The 20708-nt window shown below is 72.4% G+C and carries 18 protein-coding genes; 7 read left to right on the top strand and 11 right to left on the bottom strand.

Annotated features, from left to right (window positions below):
• The first annotated feature begins 2 nt into the window (after positions 1-2).
• Together ACRDSK_RS05320 and ACRDSK_RS05315 are read left to right on the top strand one after the other, a co-directional pair.
• Positions 3-1196 carry a CaiB/BaiF CoA transferase family protein gene (locus ACRDSK_RS05320; protein WP_431438790.1) on the top strand — a complete coding sequence of 398 codons (1194 nt, stop codon included), beginning with the start codon at positions 3-5 and terminating at the stop codon, positions 1194-1196.
• Entirely contained in the window at positions 1193-1960 is a 768-nt protein-coding gene (locus ACRDSK_RS05315) for an enoyl-CoA hydratase/isomerase family protein (protein WP_431438789.1), read from the top strand. Before ACRDSK_RS05320 ends, ACRDSK_RS05315 begins: the two co-directional genes overlap by 4 nt.
• 12 nt (positions 1961-1972) lie before the next feature.
• Here ACRDSK_RS05315 and ACRDSK_RS05310 read toward each other — a convergent pair whose 3' ends face one another.
• On the bottom strand, positions 1973-2761 hold the full coding sequence (locus ACRDSK_RS05310; protein WP_431438788.1) for an IclR family transcriptional regulator: 789 nt from the start codon (positions 2759-2761) through the stop codon (positions 1973-1975).
• Positions 2762-2785: 24 nt separating this feature from the next.
• Positions 2786-4132: an SLC13 family permease gene (locus ACRDSK_RS05305; RefSeq protein WP_431438786.1), complete on the bottom strand. Its 1347-nt coding sequence runs from the start codon at positions 4130-4132 to the stop codon at positions 2786-2788.
• 98 nt (positions 4133-4230) lie between these two features.
• Here ACRDSK_RS05305 and ACRDSK_RS05300 point away from each other — a divergent pair, with 98 nt between their 5' ends.
• From ACRDSK_RS05300 to ACRDSK_RS05290, 3 genes are all read left to right on the top strand, one after another.
• The gene (locus ACRDSK_RS05300) at positions 4231-5391 is read left to right on the top strand and encodes a pyridoxal-phosphate-dependent aminotransferase family protein (RefSeq protein ID WP_431438785.1); all 1161 of its coding nucleotides are present in this window, start codon (positions 4231-4233) and stop codon (positions 5389-5391) included.
• Positions 5388-8246, top strand: a complete 2859-nt coding sequence (locus ACRDSK_RS05295) for an FAD-binding and (Fe-S)-binding domain-containing protein (RefSeq protein ID WP_431438784.1) — start codon at positions 5388-5390, stop codon at positions 8244-8246. The genes ACRDSK_RS05300 and ACRDSK_RS05295 overlap by 4 nt, the downstream gene beginning before the upstream one ends.
• Positions 8247-8311: 65 nt before the next feature.
• Positions 8312-9949: a penicillin-binding transpeptidase domain-containing protein gene (locus ACRDSK_RS05290; RefSeq protein ID WP_431438783.1), complete on the top strand. Its 1638-nt coding sequence runs from the start codon at positions 8312-8314 to the stop codon at positions 9947-9949.
• Here ACRDSK_RS05290 and ACRDSK_RS05285 read toward each other — a convergent pair.
• Positions 9946-10911, bottom strand: a complete 966-nt coding sequence (locus tag ACRDSK_RS05285; RefSeq protein ID WP_431438782.1) for a squalene cyclase — start codon at positions 10909-10911, stop codon at positions 9946-9948. The two genes, ACRDSK_RS05290 and ACRDSK_RS05285, sit on opposite strands and share 4 nt — an antisense overlap.
• A 20-nt stretch (positions 10912-10931) precedes the next feature.
• Positions 10932-11798 (bottom strand): RNA polymerase sigma factor SigJ, encoded by an 867-nt coding sequence (gene sigJ / locus ACRDSK_RS05280; protein WP_431438781.1) that lies wholly within the window; start codon positions 11796-11798, stop codon positions 10932-10934.
• Positions 11799-11913: 115 nt separating this feature from the next.
• On the opposite strand from sigJ, the gene ACRDSK_RS05275 reads away from it, so the two are divergent.
• Entirely contained in the window at positions 11914-12294 is a 381-nt protein-coding gene (locus ACRDSK_RS05275; RefSeq protein WP_431438780.1) for a DoxX family protein, read from the top strand.
• Between the two features lie 15 nt (positions 12295-12309).
• On the opposite strand, the gene ACRDSK_RS05270 is transcribed toward ACRDSK_RS05275, so the two are convergent.
• The 7 genes from ACRDSK_RS05270 to ACRDSK_RS05240 all read right to left on the bottom strand — a co-directional run bounded on the left by ACRDSK_RS05270 (position 12310) and on the right by ACRDSK_RS05240 (position 20047).
• A complete protein-coding gene (locus ACRDSK_RS05270; RefSeq protein ID WP_431438778.1) occupies positions 12310-13650 on the bottom strand; it encodes a rhamnulokinase in 1341 nt (446 codons plus the stop codon).
• Positions 13647-15692: a bifunctional aldolase/short-chain dehydrogenase gene (locus ACRDSK_RS05265; RefSeq protein ID WP_431438777.1), complete on the bottom strand. Its 2046-nt coding sequence runs from the start codon at positions 15690-15692 to the stop codon at positions 13647-13649. The genes ACRDSK_RS05270 and ACRDSK_RS05265 overlap by 4 nt, the downstream gene beginning before the upstream one ends.
• A gap of 38 nt (positions 15693-15730) precedes the next feature.
• On the bottom strand, positions 15731-16756 hold the full coding sequence (locus ACRDSK_RS05260; RefSeq protein ID WP_431438776.1) for a LacI family DNA-binding transcriptional regulator: 1026 nt from the start codon (positions 16754-16756) through the stop codon (positions 15731-15733).
• Between the two features lie 76 nt (positions 16757-16832).
• Positions 16833-18113, bottom strand: coding sequence for an RNA polymerase sigma factor (locus tag ACRDSK_RS05255; RefSeq protein WP_431438775.1), 1281 nt, complete (start codon positions 18111-18113; stop codon positions 16833-16835).
• A gap of 33 nt (positions 18114-18146) precedes the next feature.
• Complete coding sequence (locus ACRDSK_RS05250) at positions 18147-18578, bottom strand: YciI family protein (protein WP_431438773.1); 432 nt, start codon at positions 18576-18578, stop codon at positions 18147-18149.
• A 3-nt stretch (positions 18579-18581) separates the two neighbouring features.
• Positions 18582-19004, bottom strand: a complete 423-nt coding sequence (locus tag ACRDSK_RS05245; RefSeq protein ID WP_431438771.1) for a YciI family protein — start codon at positions 19002-19004, stop codon at positions 18582-18584.
• A 98-nt stretch (positions 19005-19102) separates the two neighbouring features.
• Positions 19103-20047: a helix-turn-helix transcriptional regulator gene (locus ACRDSK_RS05240; RefSeq protein WP_431438770.1), complete on the bottom strand. Its 945-nt coding sequence runs from the start codon at positions 20045-20047 to the stop codon at positions 19103-19105.
• Between the two features lie 63 nt (positions 20048-20110).
• On the opposite strand from ACRDSK_RS05240, the gene ACRDSK_RS05235 reads away from it, so the two are divergent.
• Positions 20111-20584, top strand: a complete 474-nt coding sequence (locus ACRDSK_RS05235) for a VOC family protein (protein ID WP_431438769.1) — start codon at positions 20111-20113, stop codon at positions 20582-20584.
• The last annotated feature ends 124 nt before the right edge of the window (positions 20585-20708 follow it).

Here is a 20708-nt window from a genome sequence, read left to right as displayed (position 1 = left end):
CGATGACGCTCGCGCTGCAGCACCTGACGGTCGTCGACCTCACCCAGGTGATGGCCGGGCCGTTCTGCTGCCAGCTGCTCGGCGACCTCGGCGCGGACGTGATCAAGGTGGAGCCGGTCGGCCGCGGTGACGCCACCCGGGAGGCCACCGGACACCGCCTGCCGCACGGGGAGAGTGCGGCGTTCCTCGCGGTGAACCGCAACAAGCGCGGCATCGCGCTCGACCTCGGCGACCCGGCCGGGCGGGCCGCGTTCCATCGCCTGGCACGGGACGCCGACGTCGTGGTCGAGAGCTTCCGGCCCGGCGTCGCGAGCCGCCTCGGCGTGGACTACCCGACGTTGCGCGAGCTCAACCCGCGCCTCGTGTACGCGTCCATCTCCGGCTTCGGCCAGACCGGACCCTACGCGGCACGCCCCGGCTACGACCTGATCGCGCAGGCGATGTCGGGAATCATGAGCGTGACCGGCGATCCGGCGGGCGATCCGGGCAAGTGCGGCATACCCGTCGCCGACCTCTCCGCCGGCATCCTCAGCGCGGTCGGCATCCTCAGCGCCTGCCTGTCCCGCACGATCACCGGCCGCGGACAGGCCGTGGACACCTCGCTCTACGACGCTGCGCTCGCGATGTCCGTGTGGGAGACCGCCGAGCTGTGGGCCACCGGGAAGGCGCCGGGCCGGCTCGGCTCCGCGCACCGGGTCAACGCGCCGTACCAGGCCTTTCCCACCCGCGACGGACATCTCACCATCGGAGCCAACAACGCGCGGCTGTGGGAACGGTTGTGCGCGGTGCTCGACCGGGCCGACCTGCGCGACGATCCGCGCTTCGCCGCCAACATCGACCGGGTCCGCAACCGCGAGGAGCTGGCCGCGGAGCTCGCCGCCGCACTGTCCGAAAAGGACACCGACGAATGGGTCGAGCTGTTGCTCGACGCCGGCGTGCCGGCCGGGCCGATCCGCGACTACCGGCAGGCGTGCGAGGACCCGCACACCCTCGCGCGCGAGATGGTCGTGGAGATGGATCACCCGACCGAGGGCCCGGTCCGCTCGCTCGGCATCCCGGTGAAGCTCAGCGAGACCGCGGGAACGATCCGGCGCGTTCCGCCCGGCCTGGGCGAGCACACCGACGAGATCCTGCGCTCGGTCGGCTACACCGACGCGGACATCGGCGCCATGCGGGCGAAGGGATCGGTGTCATGACGATCGACGTGGTGCTCTCTGGCCCGGTCGCCACGGCGACGGTCAACCGCCCGGCGGCGCGCAACGCCATGACCATGGCGATGTACGAGGCACTGGCGGAGTTCTGCGACCAGGTCGACGCGAGCGACGAGGTACGCGTGGCGGTCGTGCGCGGCGCGGGCGGCAAGGCGTTCGTGTCCGGCACCGACATCACCCATTTCCGCGACTTCCACGGGCCGAAGGACGGCATCGACTACGAGCGCCGCATCGAGACCGTGCTCGCGCGGCTCGAGCAGGTGACCGTGCCGACCGTCGCGGTCGTCGACGGCTACGCCACCGGTGGCGGACTGACCATCGCGGCGGCGTGCGACCTGCGGATCGGCACGCCGAACGCCCGGTTCGGGCTGCCCATCGCCCGAACGCTCGGCAACTGCGTGTCCATGGCGACGTACGCCCGCCTGACACACCTGATCGGCGCCGCGCGCACGCTCCAGCTGATCTACACGGCCGGCTTCGTCGACGCCGAGGAGGCCGTCCGAATCGGACTGGTCGGCGAGCTCGTGGCCGCCGGCGAGCTCGACACCCGAGTCGACGAGCTGTGCACCCAGCTCGCCGGGCACGCCCCGCTCACCATGCGGGCCAGCAAGATCGCGTTGCGCCGGCTGCGCGAGCACGCCCTGCCGCTGGACGAGGACCTGGTCTCGCTGTGTTACGGCAGCGAGGACTTCCAGGAGGGTGTCGCCGCGTTCCTCGACAAGCGCCCGCCGCGGTGGCGCGGCCGGTGAGGGGGCGCCGTGTCAGGGATCGGCGGACTCCGGCGGGCGGCGGTAGCCGAGCGTCGCGCTGACCCGATGCGCCGCCTCGGTCACGAGCGCGCCGTAGGACTTCCTGAGCTCCTCGGGCATGCGGCTACCCGGCGCGGACACCGACAGGCTCGCCGACGTCCGTCCCTCGTGGTCGAAGATCGGCGACGCGACGGCGGCGATGTCGGTGCGCCACTCCCCCACGTTCGTGGCGTACCCGCGCTCGCGGACCCGGGCGAGCTCGGCGAAGAACTCGTCCCAGTCCACGATGGTCCGGTCGGTGTGGCGCTCGAGGCGGTCGCCGATGATCGCCCGCACGTCGTCGGGTGGCCGGTGCGCGAGCATCGCCTTGCCGTTCGAGGACCCGTGCAGGGGCACGGCGCTGCCGAGCGCGATGACCGCGCGGATCGGGTGGTCGGTCTCGACCCGCTCGATCAGCACGGCGTGGCCGTCCTGGAGCACCATCAGGTGCGCGGTCTCGCCGGTCTCCTTGCGCAGCTCGTGCATGATCGGCAGCGCGGCGTCGCGCACCCCGAGGTCCGGGATCGCGTGCTGGCCGATGTGCAGCGCTCGGGTCGTGAGCCGCCAGCGGGTGGTCCCGGTCGTCTCGGTGCCGGCCGGGCAGATCCAGCCCGCCGTCCACAGTGTCTGGAGCGCTCGCTGCACCGTGCTCTTCGGCATCCGCAGCTTCCGGGAGAGCTCGCCGACGCCGGCCGGCTGCGTGAATGCCACCTCCTCGAGCACCCGGAAGGCCGAGAGCACGGTGCGCATCCCCTCACTCATTCCCGCAGTGTAAGCGCGTTCCACTCACAGCCAGCCGGGCAGGACGAAGATCGTCCAGGCGAGCACGGGCGCGACGATGATCATGCTGAGACCCCAGATCATCAGCCCGCGGAAGACCCGGTCGCGGACGTCCTCCGGGCTGCTCGCGACGGTCAGCGCGCCGCTGGTGGAGAACGGCGAGGAGTCGACCACCGACGACGAGATCGCCAGCGCGATGATCAGACCCACCGCGCCGACCTGACCGGTGAGCAGGAAGGGCACGGCCAGCGGGATGAGCGCGCCGAGGATCCCGGTCGTCGACGCGAACGCGGACACCGCGGCGCCGATGAGGCAGATCACGAACGCGGCGAGCAGCGGCACCCCGATGTCCGCGACGCTGTCGCCGAGCATCTCGATGGTGCCCACCCGTTCCATCAGGCTCACGTAGGTCACGATGCCGCAGATCAGCAGCACGGTCGGCCAGGCCACCTGTGCCACGCCGGCCTTGGTGTCCTTGGGGAACAGCACGCAGATCACCGTGGCGATGCTCAGTGCCAGCAGGCCCACGTCGATGTCGAAGGCCAGCGCTCCGACGACGAGCAGGAGCAGGCCGGTGAGCGTCACGATGCGCTGCGGGCTCAGCGTGGTGACCTCGGGGACCGTCGAGGTCGTGGTCCGGGTCGCGGTGGCGGCCGTGGTGGCGGTGGTGCCGCCGGCCCCGTCGGGCTCGGGTTCGGGCTCGGGTTCGGGCTCGGGTTCCGGCGCGGGCGTGTCGTCGACCCGCCTGTTCAGCAGCTCGCGACCGCCGAACATGAAGAACACGACGACGCTGAGCAGGGCGTTGAACAGGAACGAGCCCACCCACAGCAGGCCCGGGTTCCCGGGCAGCTCGCTGCGCTCCACCACGCCGTTGGTGATGACGCCGAACACGCCGATCGGCGAGAAGCCGCCCGCGCTGCCGCCGTTGATGATGAGCAGCCCCATCAGCATCGGGTTGATGCGGTGGCGCACGGCGAACGTCATCCCCACCGGGGCCATGATCGCGACTGCGCCCGGCACGACCGCGCCCACCGTGGTGAGCAGCGCGGTGACGAGGAACATCACCCACGGGATGAAGGCGATCCGGCCGCGTACGGCCCGCACGCCTACGTGGATGAGCCAGTCGACGGTGCCGTTCGCCTTGGCGATGGCGAACAGGAGCGTGACGCCGACCAGCACCACGAACAGGTCGCCGGGAAATCCGGAGAACAGGTCGTCCTCGCTCTCGTCGAATATCAGCGTGCCGACGAGAAAGGCGCCGAGAAAGGCGACGGCACCCATGTTCACGTTGCGGAGCGTGGCGAGGAGGACGATGAGTACCAGGACGATGATGGAAAGAACCTGTTGGGACATAAGGACTCCCCGAGGCAACGGCGACTCGTGGACGGAGGCAGTATGACCTGACCCATAATGGACAGTCAATAGTTCACGAATACCGACAGGAGTTGGCGATGCCATACCCGGCCGGGCGACATTTCCTGCAGATTCCCGGTCCGACGAATGTTCCGGACCGGGTGCTGCGCGCTATTTCCGCACCGACGATCGACCACCGCGGCGCGGAGTTCTCCACGCTGGCCCGCGAGGTGCTGGCGGCGGTGCGGCCCGTGTTCGGCACCAGCGGGCCGGTCGTGGTCTACCCGTCGTCGGGCACCGGCGCGTGGGAGGCCGCGCTGGTCAACACGTTGCGTCCCGGTGACCGCGTGCTGGCCTTCGAGACCGGTCACTTCGCGACGCTGTGGCGAGACCTCGCCACGACCCTGGGGCTCGACGTCGACTTCGTCCCTGGCGACTGGCGGCACGGGGTCGACCCCGAGGTGGTGGGCCGGAAGCTGCGCGAGGGTCCCGACATCAAGGCCGTCTGCGTGGTGCACAACGAGACGTCCACCGGGGTGACGAGCCGCGTCGCGGAGATCCGGCGGGCCATGGACGAGGCCGACCACCCCGCGTTGCTGATGGTCGACACCGTCTCCTCGCTCGGGTCGATCGACTACCGCCACGACGAGTGGGGTGTCGACGTCACGATCTCCTGTTCCCAGAAGGGCTTGCTGCTGCCCCCGGGGCTCGGGTTCAACGCCGTGAGCGAGAAGGCGTTGCGGGCGGCGGCGCACGCGACGCTCCCCCGGTCCTACTGGGACTGGCAGCCGATCCTGGCGGCCAACGAGCGCGGCTTCTTCCCCTACACCCCACCGACGAACCTGCTGTTCGGGCTGCGCGAGAGCCTGGCGATGCTCACCGAGGAGGGTCTGCCACGGGTCTTCGCTCGCCATCGCCGGCACGCCGAGGCCACCCGCACCGCCGTGCATGCCTGGGGGCTGGAGGTGCTCTGCCTCGACGAGCGCGAGCACTCGCCGGTGCTGACCGCGGTCCTGGTGCCCGAGGAGCACGACGCCGACAAGATCCGCGCGCTCATCCTGGACCGCTTCAACATGTCGCTCGGCACGGGCCTGGGGAAGTTGACCGGCCGGGTGTTCCGCATCGGCCACCTGGGCCACTTCAACGACGTGTCGCTCGCGGGGACGCTCGGCGGCGTCCAGATGGGGCTTGAGCTCGCCGGTGTGCCGATCGACCCGAGCGGCATCACCGCCGCGCTGCGGGTCCTGGGGGCGCCGTGACGGACCTCGAACACCGGCTGCGTGCCGACCTGTCCGGCGAGGTTGCGTTCGACGACTACACCCGGCGAATCTACGCGCGCGACGCCAGCATGTACGCGATCACCCCGCTGGGCGTGGTGTTCCCGCGCGACGCCGGCGACGTCGCCGCGACCGTGGCGGCCGCCCGGGAGCACGGGGTGCCGGTGGTGCCGCGCGGGGCGGGGACCAGCCTCGCCGGCCAGACGGTCGGGCCCGGAGTCGTGCTCGACATGTCCCGGCACCTGGCGCGGATCCGTGACCTGGACCCCGAGGCGAGGGTGGCGCGGGTCGAGCCGGGTGTCGTCCAGGACCAGCTCAACCGGGCCGCCGCGGCGCACGGCCTGATGTTCGGGCCGGACACGTCGACCAGCAACCGGGCCACGATCGGCGGGATGATCGGCAACAACTCCGCCGGCAGCGGCTCGGTGCGCTACGGGATGACCATCGACCACGTCCGCGAACTCGACGTCGTGCTGTCCGACGGTTCGACCGCCACCTTCGCCCCCGGCCGCGGACCGTCCACAGCGGACTCGCTGGAGGGCAGGCTGCACCGGGAGCTGCCGGAGCTCGTCGCGGCCAACCGGGACGCGATCGAGACCGGCTTCCCGCGGTTCTGGCGCCGTGCCGGGGGCTACCGGCTCGACCGGCTCGCCGGCGACTTCGACCTCGCGAAGTTCGTCGTCGGGTCCGAGGGCACGCTCGTGGCCGTGACCGGCGCGCTGGTCGGCCTGGTGGACAAGCCGCGGCGGACGGTCATCGCGGTCGGTCACTTCACCTCGACGCAGGCGGCGATCGCCGCCACCGACGACGCGCTGGCCTGCGACCCCGCCGCGGTCGAGCTGATGGACCGGACCATCCTCGACCTGTCCCGCGAGCGGATCGAGTACGCCGCCCTCGGCACGATCCTGCACGGGGACCCGGACGCTCTGCTGTTCGTCACCTTCAGCGGCGACGACGAGGCGGAGCTGCTCGGCTCGCTGCGCCGGCTCACCTCGTTGTGGCGCGAACACAACCACGGCTACCACACGCTCGAGGCCGTCACGCCCGAGCAGCAGGGTGCGCTGCTGAAGGTGCGCAAGTCCGGCCTCGGACTGCTCATGGCCGCCAGCGTGGGCTCGCGCCGGCCGCTCGCGTTCGTCGAGGACACCGCCGTCGACCCGCGGCAGCTGCCGGAGTACACCGCCCAGTTCGCCGAGATCCTCGACCGGCACGGCCTGCGCGCCGGGTTCTACGGCCACTGTTCGGTGGGCTGCCTGCACATCCGCCCGTTCGTTGACCTGACCGAGCCGGGCGGCGTGGCGACGATGCGGACGGTCGCCGAGGAGATCAAGGATCTGGTCCGCGAGTACGGCGGCGTCAACTCCAGCGAGCACGGCGACGGCCTGGCGCGCAGCGAGTTCAACCGGGAACTCTTCGGACCCGAGCTGTACGAGGCGATGCGCGGGGTCAAGGGACTGTTCGACCCGGACGGCACGATGAACCCCGGCAAGATCGTCGACGCGCCTTCGATGACCGACAACCTGCGGGATCCCGCGCTGCCAGAACCCGGCCCGCTGCGCACCAGGCTGTCGTTCGAGGTGGTCGGCGGGATGCGCGGGGCCGCCGACCGGTGCATGAACATCGGACTGTGCCGCAAGAGCGACGCCGGCGCCATGTGCCCGTCCTACATGGCCACTCGAATCGAGGAGGACTCCACGCGCGGGCGGGCCAATGCGCTGGTGCACGCGCTGTCCCAGCCGGACCCGGCGCGGGCGCTGGGCGACGAGCGGCTGCACGAGGTGCTCGACCTGTGCCTGATGTGCAAGGCGTGCAAGAGCGAGTGTCCCCTGGGCGTCGACATGGCCAAGCTGAAGAGCGAGGCGCTCTCGCATCACCACGACCGGCACGGAGTGCCGCTGCGGTCGCGGATCTTCGGCGGGATCCGCACGCTCAACCGCCTCGGCTCCGCCACCGCGCCGCTGTCCAACCTGCCCGGCCGCCTCCAGCCGCTCCGACGGCTGCTGGAGCGCCGCCTCGGGATCACCGCGAGGCGCCCGCTGCCCCGCTTCGAACGTCGCAACCTCGCGGCCTGGTTCCGCCGGCGCCGCCCGGCGACGGGCCGGCCGGTCACTCGGCCGGTAACACTGCTCGCAGACTCGTTCACCACCTACACCGAGCCGGCGATCGGGCGGGCGGCGGTCGAGCTGCTCGAGCGCGCCGGATACCGCGTCCGGCTCGTGGCGGACGGGTGCTGCGGGCGGTCGAGCCTGTCGAAGGGCCTACTGGACGACGCGCGGCGCAAGGCGAGCGCACTCGTGTCCTCGCTGGCGGCCGGTGACACGCCGGACGCGCCGATCGTGGGCTGCGAGCCGTCTTGCCTGCTGACCCTGCGGGACGAGATCCTGTCGCTGCTGCCCGGCGACGACCGCGCCCGTGCGGTCTCCGGGCGGGTGCGCCAGGTCGAGGAGCTGCTCACCGAGGCGATCGACGGCGGCTCGCTCGTGCTGGCGCAGGACTCGCCGGTGGCCGGCCGACGGATCCTGTTCCACGGCCACTGCCACCAGAAGGCCGACGTCGGCACGGCCGCGACCGTCGCCCTGCTGCGGCGGATCCCGGGCGCGGAGGTCGTCGAGCTGGACGCGGGCTGCTGCGGGATGGCCGGCTCGTTCGGCTTCGAGGCCGAGCACTACGACATCTCCATGACCGTCGGCGATGACCGCCTCTTCCCGGCCGTCCGCGCGGAGCCGCCGACCACGATCGTCGCGGCGACGGGAGTCTCGTGCCGCCAGCAGATCGCGCACGGCACCGAGCGCCGGGCCCGGCACCCGCTGGAGCTCCTTCTGGACGCGATCGGGTAACGCGCCACCAAAAGCGGTCGCCCAACCGATAACGTCCGGCGGCAGCCGGGTCGGGGATCGGCACCTTGGGGGTACCTGTGCGCGCCACCAACACCCGGCGGCGCAGGCGGCTGATCCTCGCGGCCGCCGTCGTGCTGGTCGTCGTGATCACGGTGCTCGGCGTGCTCCAGCTGGCGCCGGGCGGCGAGGAGGCCGACAGCGCCGCGAGCGCGACCATCGAAGCGGCCCGCGACCTGTCGGCGGCCGAGCTGACGAACCGGTTCCTCGACGCGCTCACCGCGGGCGACGCCACCGCGGCGGGGGCGGTCACCGACGACCCGAAGGACGCCGTCGCCACGATCGCGCGGGTGTGGCGCGGCATGGCGCCCGAGTACGCGGTGGCGGACCGCACCAGGGTCGTCGAACCGAAACCCGGCGCGGGCGCGGTCGACGAGCCGTTCACGCTCACCTGGGAGCTGGGCGCCGAGCGGACCTGGGCCTACGACAGCACGCTGCGGGTCGTCCGCGGTGACGACGGCTGGCGGGTGCGGTGGCAACCAACGCTCATACATCCCCGGCTGGGCTCCGGGCAGAGCCTGGTGCTGCGCGACCGCGCCGGGCAGCCCGCGGTGGTCGACCGGTCCGGTACGCCGCTGCTCACCTGGACCGAGACCGACCCGACAGCCGCGACGCCGGCGGTGGCGCCGCTGCTGCTGCCGAGCATGGCCCGGGTCGCGAGCCGGACCGGCGGCGTGGACGGGTGGTACGTCGCCGTCGCCGATCAGGCCGGCAAGGACCGCGCCGTCCTGCACGGCCGCCGGACGAAGGCGCTGACCTCCACGGTGAGCCGGTCGATCCAGCAGGCCGCACAGGCGGCGGTAGACGCGCAGTCGGAGGCCACGCTGCTGGTCGCGATGCAGCCGTCGACCGGGAACCTCCTCGCGATGGCACAGAACCAGGCGGCCGGCAACGATCTCGGCATGTTGCAGGGCCTCTATCCACCCGGCTCGGCGTTCAAGCTCGCCACCGCCACGGCGATCCTGGAGTCCGGCGCGGCCGACACCGGCACGGTGGTGCCCTGCCCCGGCTCGGTCACCGTCGGCGGGCGCACCGTGCGGAACGCGAACTTCGCACTCGGCGACGTGCCGCTGCGCACGGCGTTCGCGCAGTCCTGCAACACCACGTTCGCCATGCAGGCCGCGAAGCTGCCGCCGGCCCGGCTCGCCGCGGCGGCGGGCGAGCTCGGCCTCAACGCGGACTTCGACATCCCCGGCATCAGCACGGAGGCCGGCACCGCGCGGCCCGCGGCGAGCGCGGCGGAACAGGTGGAGAACTCCATCGGGCAGGGCAAGGTGCTGGTGAGCTGCTTCGGCATGGCGCTCATGACCTCGACCATCGCCGCCGGCCACGCGGTGACCCCGAGCCTGTGGCGCGAGCTGCCGACCACGGTCAACAGCGGCTACCGGGCACCGTCGGCGGCCGTGCTCGGCTCCGTGCGCACGATGATGCGTGACGTCGTCACCTCCGGACGCGGCAGCGCGCTGGCGAAGTACGGCGCCGTCTACGGGAAGACGGGCACGGCGCAGGTCGGCGACGGCACCCAGGCGCACGGCTGGTTCACCGGCTACCGGGACGACGTCGCGTTCGCGGTCGTGGTCCTGGACGGCTCGTCGTCGGACACCGCGGTCGCGGTCACCGGCAGGTTCCTCGCCGCGGCGCGTTAGACCGGCTGGGAGTCCCACCAGTCGAGCACCCGCGTCCCGTAGAGGGTGAGCCACTTCGACGGCTCTCTCGCCGGCACGTCGACCTCGAACCACACCCGGCCGGGGTGCCGATGGGCCTGGAGCCAGGTGCCGTCCGGCTGCCGCGCGGCCCGCACCATCTCGATGGCGTCGGCCATGCGCGGGTCCGGCTTCGTGCCGTCGTGCGCCGTGGCCCGGCGGAAGTACTCGGCCGCGGTGAGGACGGAGTAGAACCAGCGGAACGGGTAGGCGAACCGGTTCACCCACGGGCCCACCGGCTCACCCGTCGAGAGGCGGCGGAACAGCCCACGCGTCAGCAGGTACTCCTCGCCGCCGCGCCGGGCCACGCGCGTCGCATCCGTGCCGCCGGTCGCGACGTCATGGGCGAGCATCCCGGTGAGGGAGTTCAGCGTCGAGTGGAACGACGACCGGGTCGAGCCCTCGACCCACTCGCAGTTCCAGCCGCCGTCGGGCAGTCGGTGCTCCAGGAACCACTCGACGATGCCGGTGACGTCGGCGCCGAGCCACAGTCCATTCGCGACGGTCCAGGCGTTGACGCAGCAGTCGACCTCACCGCCCCAGTACGGCAGGTCGTCGTACTCCCAGCGGGAGTTCTCGGCGAGCAGCTCAGCCGTGCCACTCAGGACCGCGGGGTCGAGGCCCCACTCCCGCAAGGTGTTCAGCGTCCAGGTCGTCGCCGTCCAGGGCTGACCTTGCGTGTCCATGTCGTCGAAGGCGAAGCCCGCCGGAAAGTACGCGCCGCCCGCCCACTGGCCGTCCGGATCCTGAAGCGCGAGCAGACGCGCGCCGAAGCCCTCGGTCGCGATCCTCGCCCGCGTCGCCTCCCACACCTCGGGCGGCTCGCCCACGAGGTCGCGCTCGACCTGCCAGCGCAGCGCGGGATCCGAGTCGAGTAGCCAGTCGATCGGGGCCGTGGTCGCCACGGCGCGACTCTAGCCGCGCGTCAGCCCGCCAGCCACGGCCGGAGCTTCTCGGGGTTGAGCACCGCCCAGATGTGCGTGATCCGGTCGTCCGTGACGCCGAAGGCCATCACCATCACGACGCCGCCGGCGTGCTCGGCCACCAGACCGGGCTGGCCGTTGACAGTGCGCTCGAACAGCACCACGTCGGGTCTCCGGTCGGCGAGCTCGGCGAAGAGGTAGGCGACCTGCTCGGCGCCGTCGACCGGCCGCAGCACGGCGGTGGCGCGGCCGCCGCCATCGCCGACCGCGGTGACGGCCGGGTCGAGCAGGCCGATGAGGGCGTCGATGTCCTTGGCTTCCCAGGCCCGCTTGAAGTCCCGGACGAGGTCGGCGCGCGGGGTCGCGGGCGCCTGCGACTCGCGGAGGCGGCGGCGGGCCGACGTGGCCAGCTGGCGACAGGCCGCCGGCGAGCGGCCGACGATCTGCGCCACTTCGGGGAAGGGGTAGCGGAAGACGTCGTGCAGGATGAACGCCACGCGCTCCGCCGGGGTCATCGCCTCGAGCACGACGAGGAAGGCCATGTTGACCGACTCGTCGAGCGTGACCCGGTCGGCCGGGTCGGCTGTCTCCGCGCGGTCGGGCAGCGGCTCGGGGATCCACTCGCCCACGTAGCGCTCCCGCCGGGCCCGCGCCGAGCCGAGCTGGTCGAGACAGATGCGGCTGGCGACCGTGGTGAGCCAGGCGCCGGGGGCTTCGATGGCGTCCTGTTGCTGACGGGACATGGCGTACCAGCGGGCGTAGGTCTCCTGCACGACGTCCTCGGCGTCGGCCAGGGAGCCGAGGAGCCGGTAGGCCAGGTTGATCAGCCGACGCCGCTCGCTCATGATCGCGCTCAGCCCCGGTTCCATGGCGCCCCCTTCCCGTACTGGTTCGACGAGACAGCCCACCGATCTGTGAGGTCGCCTCACAGTACGAGGGCCCGCGTCGTCGTACCGGCGAACATCCCGACGCGAGGAGCGCATCGTGAACATCGCACTGTGGATCATCGCCGGCCTGCTGGCCACGGCCTTTCTGGCCGGCGGCGTGGTGAAGCTGGTCCTGCCCAAGGAGAAGCTGGCAGCCGCGGGCATGGGCTTCGCGGAGGACTTCGGCACCGGCGCCGTGAAGGCCATCGGAGCGGTCGAGGTCCTGGCCGGGGTGGGCCTGATCCTGCCGGCCGCGCTCGACATCGCCCCGGTACTGGTACCACTGGCCGCCGTGGGCGTGGTCCTGCTGATGATCGGCGCGGGCATCACACACCTCCGCCGCCACGAAGCCCAGCCGATCGTGGTGAACCTGACCCTGCTGGCCCTTGCCGCACTGGTGGCGTGGGGCCGCTTCGGCCCCCAGTCCTTCACCGGCTGAACCGATTCCACGGGCTCAGCTCGGGTCGTACCGTTTCGTCGGCTGGGTTTCGCGGATCAGGGCGCGCAGCTCGGGTAGGCCGCCCTCGACGGCTCCTAGCGTGCGGGCCTGCACCAGCACGTTGCCCAACGCCGTCGCCTCCACCGGGCCTGCGATCACCGGGAGCCCGCACGCGTTCGCGGTCAGCTGGCACAGGAGGGCGTTCCGCGCGCCGCCGCCGACGATGTGGACCATCTCGACGTCCCGGTTGGACAGTCGGGACGCCGACGCCACGCAGTGGCCGTGGGCGGCCGCGAGACTGTCCATGATGCACCGGACCGTCTCGGCGCGGGTGGTCGGCTCGGGCTGGTCCGTCGAGCGGCATGCCGCGGCGATCCGGGCCGGCATGTCGCCCGGGGGCAGGAACACCGGGTCGTCCGGGTCGATCACCGCCCGGCGGTGCTGGGTCGCCGCTTCGGCCAGCAGGGTCGTGCGGGAGGCGTCCGGCCACGCGCGTAGGCACTCCTCCAGCAGCCACAGGCCCATCACGTTCCGCAGGTACCGCACGGTGCCGTCGACGCCGAGCTCGTTGGTGAAGTTCGCACGCCGGCTCTCCTCGGTGAGCACCGGCTCGGTCAGCTCCACTCCCACCAGCGACCAGGTGCCGCACGAGATGTAGGCGAACCGCTCGTCCGAGGCCGGCACGCCGACCACCGCCGACGCCGTGTCGTGTGAGCCCACCGCGATCACCGGGGTGCCATCGACGGACGCGGCCGGGCCGATGATCGTCCCGGGGTCGCGCAGCGGCGGCAGCAGCGACGGCGACGCACCGACCCGCGACGCCAGCGCCGGCGCCCACGACCGCGCCCGCACGTCCAGCAGCTGCGTCGTCGAGGCGATCGTCAGCTCGGCACCCACCGAACCGGTCAGCCAGTACGCCAACAGGTCCGGGATCATCAGCAACCGGTCCGCCGCCCCGAGCCGGCGCTCCGCAGCGAGCTGGTTGATCGTGTTGAACGGCAGGAACTGCAGGCCCGTCACGGCATACAGCGACGGGTCCGCCTCTGCCTCGGCGGTGCGCTTGTCGCGGTAGTGCACCGGGTTGCCGAGCAGCGCACCGTCCGCGTCGAGCAGCCCGTAGTCCACACCCCACGCGTCGATCCCGATGCCGTCCAGCGCACCTGCCGCCGCCAGGCCGTCGAGCACGCCGCGGTAGAGGTCGAGGATGTCCCAGTACAGCGTGCCGCGGACGGTCACCGGGCGGTTGGCGAAGCGGTGACACTCCTCGATGGACAGTCGACCGTCACCGACCCGGCCGACGATCACCCGGCCGCTCGCCGCGCCGAGGTCGGCCGCCGCGACCCGGACCGTGCTCATCGCAGGAACGCCGCCGCCACGCCGGCGTCCACCGGCACGTGCAGCCCCGTGGTCAGCGACAGGTCCCCCGCCGTCAGCGCGAACACCGCCGCCGCCACGTGCTCGGGCAGCACCTCCCGCTTGAGCAGCGTCCGGCGCGCGTAGTAGGCGCCCAGCTCGGACTCGGGCACGCCGTACACCGCGGCCCGCTGCGCGCCCCAGCCGCCGGCGAAGATCCCGGAACCGCGTACGACCCCGTCCGGGTTGACGCCGTTGACCCGGATTCCGTGCTCACCCAGCTCGGCCGCGAGCAGCCGGACCTGGTGCGCCTGGTCGGCCTTCGCCGCCCCGTAGGCGACGTTGTTCGGGCCGGCGAACACCGCGTTCTTGCTGGCGATGTAGACGAGATCGCCGCCCATGCCCTGCTCGATCATGACCCGCGCCGCCTCGCGCGCGACGAGGAACGAGCCCTTCGCCATGACGTCGTGCTGGCGGTCCCAGTCGTCCTCAGTGGTCTCCAACAGCGGCTTGGAGATCGACAGCCCCGCGTTGTTGACCACCAGGTCCACGCCGCCGAACTCCAGCGCGGCCGCGTCGAACGCGGCGGCGACGGCGGCCGGGTCGGTGACGTCGACGGTCACCGCGAGCCCGCCGAGCTCCCTGGCCACCGACGACGCCGCCTCGCCGTCCCGGTCGGCGACCGCCACGCACGCGCCCTCCGCCGCGAGCCGTCGCGCCGTCGCCCGGCCGATGCCCGACCCGCCCCCGGTGATGAACGCGACCCGTGTGGACAGTGGCCGCGCGGGCGGCAGTCGGCGCAGCTTCGCCTCCTCCAGCGCCCAGTACTCGATGCGGAACTTCTCCCGTTCGTCGATCGGCTCGTAGCGGGACACCGACTCGGCGCCGCGCATCACGTTGATCGCGTTGACGTAGAACTCGCCGGCGACCCGCGCGGTCTGGATGTCCTTGCCATGGCTGAACATCCCGACACCCGGCACGAGCACGATCGCCGGGTCCGCGCCGCGCATCGCCGGCGAGTCCGGGCCGGCGTGGCGCTCGTAGTAGGCCCGGTAGTCCGCGCGGTAGGCGGCGTGCAGCTCACGCAACCGCTCGACCAGCTCCTCGACCGGCGCGGTCGGCGGCAGGTCGAGGACGAGCGGGCGAACCTTGGTGCGCAGGAAGTGGTCCGGGCACGACGTGCCCTTCGCGGCGAGCTCGGACAGCTTCGCGCGGGAGACGAAGTCGAGCACCGCGCCGGTGTCGGTGAAGTGGCCGAGCTGGGGGCGGTCGGTTGACGCGAGGCCGCGGATCACCGGCGCGAGACGGGCGGCGAGCCGGCGCCGCTCGTTGTCCGGCAGCGGCTCGATCTCGACAGGGCCGAACGGGTCGGGCCGGCCGTGCTCGTCGAGGAACCGTTGTGCCGTCTGGATGATCTCCAGTGAACGGGCCTCGCACTCGTCGCTGGTGGCGCCCCACGCGGTGATGCCGTGCCCACCGAGGATCACGCCGATCGCCCGCGGGTGCTCGCGCCGGATGGCCGCGATGTCCAGCCCCAGCTGGAATCCCGGCCGGCGCCACGGCACCCAGACGACTCGGTCGCCGAAGCACCGTTCGGTCAGTGCGGGCCCATCGGCGGCGGTGGCGAGCGCGATGCCGGCGTCGGGGTGCAGGTGGTCGACGTGCGCGGCGTCCACGAGCCCGTGCATCGCCGTGTCGATGGACGGCGCCGCGCCGCCCCTGCCGTGCAGGCAGTAGTCGAACGCCGCGACCATCTCGTCCTCGCGCTCGGTGTCCTCGGCGCTGCCGGGGTAGACGCCGGCCAGCGAGCGCAGCCGGTCCAGCCGCAGCACGGCGAGCCCACCGGCGGCCAGCGTGCCGAGGTCGCCGCCGGATCCCTTGACGTACAACAGCTCCACGCCGCCGCCGGTGACCGGGTCCGTGCCGGCGACCTTGGCGGAGGTGTTGCCGCCCGCGTAGTTGGTGTTGCGCGGGTCCGCGCCCAGCCGGTTGCTCCGGTCGACGAGCGCCTCGACCTCGGCGGCGGACTTAAACGTTTCAACCATCGGTGCCAGCATGGTGTCGAGCCCGACGGGTGTCAAGGTCAGCGGGCGGCCCCGGTCGAGGCCCGCACGACCAGTTCCGGGCGGAAGCGGACCTGTTGGTGCACGTGCCCTTCCTCCCCCGCCGCCTCCTCGAACAGCAGCCGCGCGGCGGTGCGGCCGAGCAGCTCCCGCGGCTGGCGCACCGAGGTCAGCGGCACCGCGGCGGCCTCGGCGAACTCGATGTCGTCGTAGCCCACGACCGCCAGGTCCTCCGGCACCGAGCGGCCCAGCCGCGTCATCGCCTGCAGCAGGCCCAGCGCCAGCAGGTCGTTGGCGCAGAAGGCGGCCGTCGGACGGGACGACGCGGGCAGGCCGGCCAGCCGCTCCCCCGCCCGGCGGCCCTCGGCGACCTGCAGCGCGTCGGTCTCCAGCAGCACCAGCGCCGACGCCGGCCGCCCGGCCGCGGACAGCGCCCGCAACGCCCCGCGATGCCGGTCGCGTACCTGCGGCACGGACATCGGCCCGCCGACGAACGCGATCCGCTCGTGGCCGCACTCCAGCAGGTGGGTCAGCGCCAACTCTCCGCCGAGCTCGTCGTCGACCGCGACCGAGCACCACGACGGGTCCGGCGCCTGGCAGTCGACCAGCACGACCGGCGTGCCGCGGCCCGGCATCTCCGCGAGCTTCTCGCCGGACGGGTCGATCGGGGTGATAAGCACGCCCTGGACCCGCTGCTCGCGCAGCCGCTCGAGGTACTCGCGCTCGCGCGCGGCGTCCTGGTTGCTGTTGCAGAGGTAGACGGCCATCCCCTCGGTACGGGCTGCGTCCTCGACCCCGCGGGCGACATCGTTGAAGAACGGGTTCGCCGCGTCCATCACGACGTAGGCGATGGTGCGGCTGCGCCCGGCGCGCAGCTGGCGGGCGGTCTCGTTGCGGACGAACCCCAGCTCGACGATCGCCGCCTGCACACGCGTGCGCGTGGCCTCGCTGACCAGGTGCGGCCGGTTGAGCACATTGGACACGGTCCCCACGGACACGCCGGCCCGCGCGGCAACGTCCTTCATGCCCGGCGACCCGCTGGTCATCGTCCCTCCCGCCCCGACTTCTGGCGAAAGGCTAGATCAGGTCCGACCCGCCCGGCGCGGCGACACCGCGCCGGGCTCACCGCGCGGCGGCCGCGCTCTCCTCGGCCCGCGCCAGCAGCAGTGCCCGCTCGCGCTCGTTGCGGGTGAGCTCCGCGGCCCGGCTGAACTCCTCGCGCGCCTCCGCGTGCCGGTCCAGCTTCGCCAGCAGGTCGCCGCGCACGGACGGCAGCAGGTGGTAGTTCTTCAACGACGGCTCCTCGTTCAGCCCGTCGACGATCTCCAGACCGATCTCCGGGCCGAACGCCATCGACAGCGCCACCGCCCGGTTCAGCTCGATCACCGGCGAGGGCACCAGCTGCACCAGCCGGGCGTAGCGCGCCGCGATGCGAGCCCAGTCGGTGTCCTCGGGGGTACGCGCCCGTGCGTGGCACGCCGCGATCGCCGCCTGCAGCTCGTACGGCCCCGCCTCGCCCGGCAGCGCCTCCGCCCGGGCGAGCGCGGTCAGCCCGCGGCGGATCAGCAGCTGGTCCCAGCGCGCCCGGTCCTGGTCGAACAGCAGCACCGGCTCGCCGGAGGGTCCGAGCCGGGCCCGCGCGCGGGAGGACTGGATCTCCATCAGCGCGACCAACCCGTGCACCTCGCGCTCGGCCGGCACCAGCTCGGCCAGCATCCGGCCCAACCGCATCGCGTCCTCGCACAGCCCCGGGCGCATCCAGTCGTCGCCGCCGGTCGCCGAGTAGCCCTCGTTGAACACCAGGTAGACGACCTCGAGCACGGACGACAGCCGCTCGCCGAGCTCGCTCGCGTCGGGCACCTCGAACGGGATCTTCTTCTGCGCCAGCGTCTTCTTCGCCCGCACGATCCGCTGCGCGATTGTCGGCTCCGGGACCAGGAACGCGCGCCCGATCTCCCCGGTGGTCAGCCCGCCCAGCAGCCGCAGCGTGAGTGCCACGCGCGCCTCGGTCGAGAGCACCGGGTGACAGGAGATGAAAACCAGCCGCAGCAGGTCGTCGCTGATGCTGCTGTCGAGCGCGTCGAAGTCCGGCTCGGCGGACGGCCCCTCCTGGGTCTCCAGGTCCCGACCCAGCTCGGTGACCTTGCGCTCCAACGTCTCCCTGCGCCGGAACTGGTCGATCGCCCGCCGCTTCGCGATGGCCATGAGCCAGGCGCCCGGGTTGTCCGGGACGCCCGACTCCGGCCACTGCTCCAGCGCCGCGACGAGCGCGTCCTGCGCGAGCTCCTCGGCGAGGCCGACGTCGTGGACCATGCGGGTCAGGCCGGCGATCAGCCGTGCCGACTCGATCCGCCACACGGCCTCGACCGTCCGCTGCACCTCCAACGTCCCCACGGGCGCCATCAGAGCAGCTCAACGGAGCACGGGCAAGCAGGTTCAGCCGTGTCGCCCGGCGATCTGCTCCTCGATCCTTCGCTGCCGCTCGCGGGCCTCGTCGGTGAAGCCGTCGCCGAGCTCGTCGGCCTCGTACAGCCGGCGGATCTCGACGTCCGACTCCCCGTCCCACTCATCGCCCGGGATCCGCTTGACCCACTCGATGGCCTCCTCGAGCGACCGCACCTCGAGCAGCCAGTAGCCCGCGACGAGCTCCTTGGCCTCGGTGAACGGCCCGTCGATGACCGTGGGCTCGCCGTCGGTGAACGAGACGATCGCGCCGTCCGCGGAGGAGGTCAGGCCGTTGCCGTCGAGCATCACGCCGGCCTTCACCAGCTCCTCGTTGTACCGCGTCATCGCCTCGAGCTGCTCCGTGCTGGGCAGCGCCCCGGCCTCGGACTCGGGGCTGGACTTCACCATCACCATGACCCGCATGTCTCAGCCCTTTCCCGTCTGCTCGCGAATCCGCCGGTCGATCTCGATGACCTCGGGGCTCGCCGTGTCGAAGTCCTCGATCTCGGCGACGCGGCGGATCTCGATGGTCGCGTTGCCGTGGCCGTCCACCTTGGGCCACTTCTTCACCAGCTCGATCGCGTCCGCCAACGAGTCGACCTCGATGATCGTGTAGCCCGCGATCAGCTCCTTGGCCTCCGTGAACGGTCCGTCGATGACCGTGCGCCGGCTGCCGGAGAAGCGCACCTTCGCCCCCTTGGAGCTGGGCTGCAGGCCGGCGCCGTCGAGCAGCACGCCCGCCTTCGCCAGCTCCTCGTTGTACCTCGTCATGGCGGTGAACATCTCCTCCGAGCCCGGCACGCCGGCCTCGGTCTCCTCGTCCGCCCGTCTGATGATCAGGAATCGCAAACGTCCCACCTCTTCATCAGTCGCTCCCGCGGCCGTCAACCTAGCCGCTGACCACGCGTCGAACGAGTCCTGCCGGATTCGACACGGCGGCTCGGGTCCTAGTCGCCGCCGGCCGCCCGGTGCGCGCGGCCGGCGACCGTGCGCAGGTGGTCGAGCAGCTCCGGCGGCTCGTGCACCGTGAACTCGCAGCCGAGGGTCAGCAGCCGGTAGGCCAGCCATTCGGGGGTGTCCTCGCCGCTCTCCCAGCGGCACCGCCCGTCGGCCAGCGGCGTGCTCCGCCCGCCCAGGTGCGGTGGCGCGGCCGGCAGGTCGAGCGTGGCCACGGCGGCGTAGGTCGGGACGACCGAGTACAGCTTCGAGGTGACGAACTCGCCCGGGTCGGCCACGGGCAGCTCACGCGGCGCCGTCCGGGCGCCGGTGGCGACCGGCTCGCTGATCCGGTCGACCCGGAAGGTCCGCCAGTCGTCGCGTTCGGGGTCGAAGCCGAGCAGGTACCAGCGGCGGCCGACGGTCACCAGCCGGTACGGCTCGACCAGCCGGCGACCCTGCGCGCCGTCGCCGGTCCGGTAGCCGAACCGGACCCGTTCCCGGTTCGCGATGGCGGCGGCCAGCAGCGTGAGGTGTGCGGGCTCCACCGCCGGCCCGCCGGCCGGCACGCTGACGGTGGCCGCGCCGAGCGCGCCGACCCGGTGGCGCAGCCGGGACGGCAGCACCTGCTCGAGCTTGGTCAGCGCGCGGACCGACGCCTCCTCGATGCCGACCACCGCCTGACCCGCGGACGCTCGCAGGCCGACCGCGATCGCGACCGCCTCCTCGTCGTCCAGCAGCAGCGGCGGCATCGCGGCGCCGGCGGTGAGCCGGTAGCCGCCTTCGGCGCCGCGGGTCGCCCATACCGGGTAGCCGAGCTCGCGAAGCCGCTCGACGTCGCGGCGCACCGTGCGCGGGCTGACCTCCAGGCGGCGGGCCAGCTCGGTGCCCGGCCATTCGCGCGGTGTCTGCAGCAGCGACAGCAGCGCGAGCAGTCGGGCGGACGGATCGGTCATGGCGTCAAGAATGCCACCGATATGGGACAGGATCCGACCTATATGGCCGCTACGGTCGGTGCCATGAAGACGATCCCGGACGGATACACGACCGTCACCCCATGGCTGATCAGCAAGGACACCGCGAGCGAGCTGGAGTTCGTCAAGGCCGCATTCGACGGGGAGGAACTGGGCCGCATGGTCGGCGAGGATGGTCGCATCGGGCACGCGGAGACCAGGATCGGAGACGCGATCGTGCTGCTGTTCGACGCGCCGGACGACTGGCCGGCCACGCCGTGCTTCCTGCGCCTCTACGTCGAGGACGCGGCCGAGACGTTCCGGCGCGCGCAGGCGGCCGGCGCGGTCGTGGTCACCGAGCCGACCGAGCTGTTCTGGGGCGACAAGGTGGGCCGCGTCCGCGACCCGCTCGGCAACCTGTGGTGGATCCAGCAGCGGGTGGCCGAGCTGACGCCCGACGAGATCACCGAGCGCATGGCCCAGCCGGAGTTCGTCGCGGCGATGGACTACGTGACGAGCGCGAAGCCGTTCGGCTCATGAGCCCGGTCGACTGGCCGCGAGTCTGTGCCCGCCGGTTGGCCCGACACGGGCTCGCGGCCGCGCTGCCCGGCACGCCCGCCGACGCGGTCGCGGCGGTCGCCGGCACGCACGCGCAGGTCATGTC

It is taken from the genome of Actinophytocola sp. (genome assembly GCF_050699915.1).
Classification (GTDB): Bacteria; Actinomycetota; Actinomycetes; order Mycobacteriales; family Pseudonocardiaceae; genus Actinophytocola.
Note: the sequence above shows the minus strand (reverse complement) of the source record. Positions and strands in the feature narration are given on the sequence as shown.

What these genes read in the sequence shown, in the direction of transcription:
- ACRDSK_RS05310 (WP_431438788.1), bottom strand. Translation starts at nt 2,761, where the DNA reads ATGAGTGAGGGGATGCGCACCGTGCTCTCGGCCTTCCGGGTGCTCGAG.
- sigJ (WP_431438781.1), bottom strand. Translation starts at nt 11,798, where the DNA reads ATGGAACCGGGGCTGAGCGCGATCATGAGCGAGCGGCGTCGGCTGATC.
- ACRDSK_RS05260 (WP_431438776.1), bottom strand. Translation starts at nt 16,756, where the DNA reads ATGACCAGCGGGTCGCCGGGCATGAAGGACGTTGCCGCGCGGGCCGGC.
- ACRDSK_RS05255 (WP_431438775.1), bottom strand. Translation starts at nt 18,113, where the DNA reads ATGGCGCCCGTGGGGACGTTGGAGGTGCAGCGGACGGTCGAGGCCGTG.
- ACRDSK_RS05305 (WP_431438786.1), bottom strand. Translation starts at nt 4,132, where the DNA reads ATGTCCCAACAGGTTCTTTCCATCATCGTCCTGGTACTCATCGTCCTC.
- ACRDSK_RS05240 (WP_431438770.1), bottom strand. Translation starts at nt 20,047, where the DNA reads ATGACCGATCCGTCCGCCCGACTGCTCGCGCTGCTGTCGCTGCTGCAG.
- ACRDSK_RS05320 (WP_431438790.1), top strand. Translation starts at nt 3, where the DNA reads ATGACGCTCGCGCTGCAGCACCTGACGGTCGTCGACCTCACCCAGGTG.
- ACRDSK_RS05315 (WP_431438789.1), top strand. Translation starts at nt 1,193, where the DNA reads ATGACGATCGACGTGGTGCTCTCTGGCCCGGTCGCCACGGCGACGGTC.
- ACRDSK_RS05265 (WP_431438777.1), bottom strand. Translation starts at nt 15,692, where the DNA reads ATGGTTGAAACGTTTAAGTCCGCCGCCGAGGTCGAGGCGCTCGTCGAC.
- ACRDSK_RS05300 (WP_431438785.1), top strand. Translation starts at nt 4,231, where the DNA reads ATGCCATACCCGGCCGGGCGACATTTCCTGCAGATTCCCGGTCCGACG.
- ACRDSK_RS05250 (WP_431438773.1), bottom strand. Translation starts at nt 18,578, where the DNA reads ATGCGGGTCATGGTGATGGTGAAGTCCAGCCCCGAGTCCGAGGCCGGG.
- ACRDSK_RS05235 (WP_431438769.1), top strand. Translation starts at nt 20,111, where the DNA reads ATGAAGACGATCCCGGACGGATACACGACCGTCACCCCATGGCTGATC.
- ACRDSK_RS05270 (WP_431438778.1), bottom strand. Translation starts at nt 13,650, where the DNA reads ATGAGCACGGTCCGGGTCGCGGCGGCCGACCTCGGCGCGGCGAGCGGC.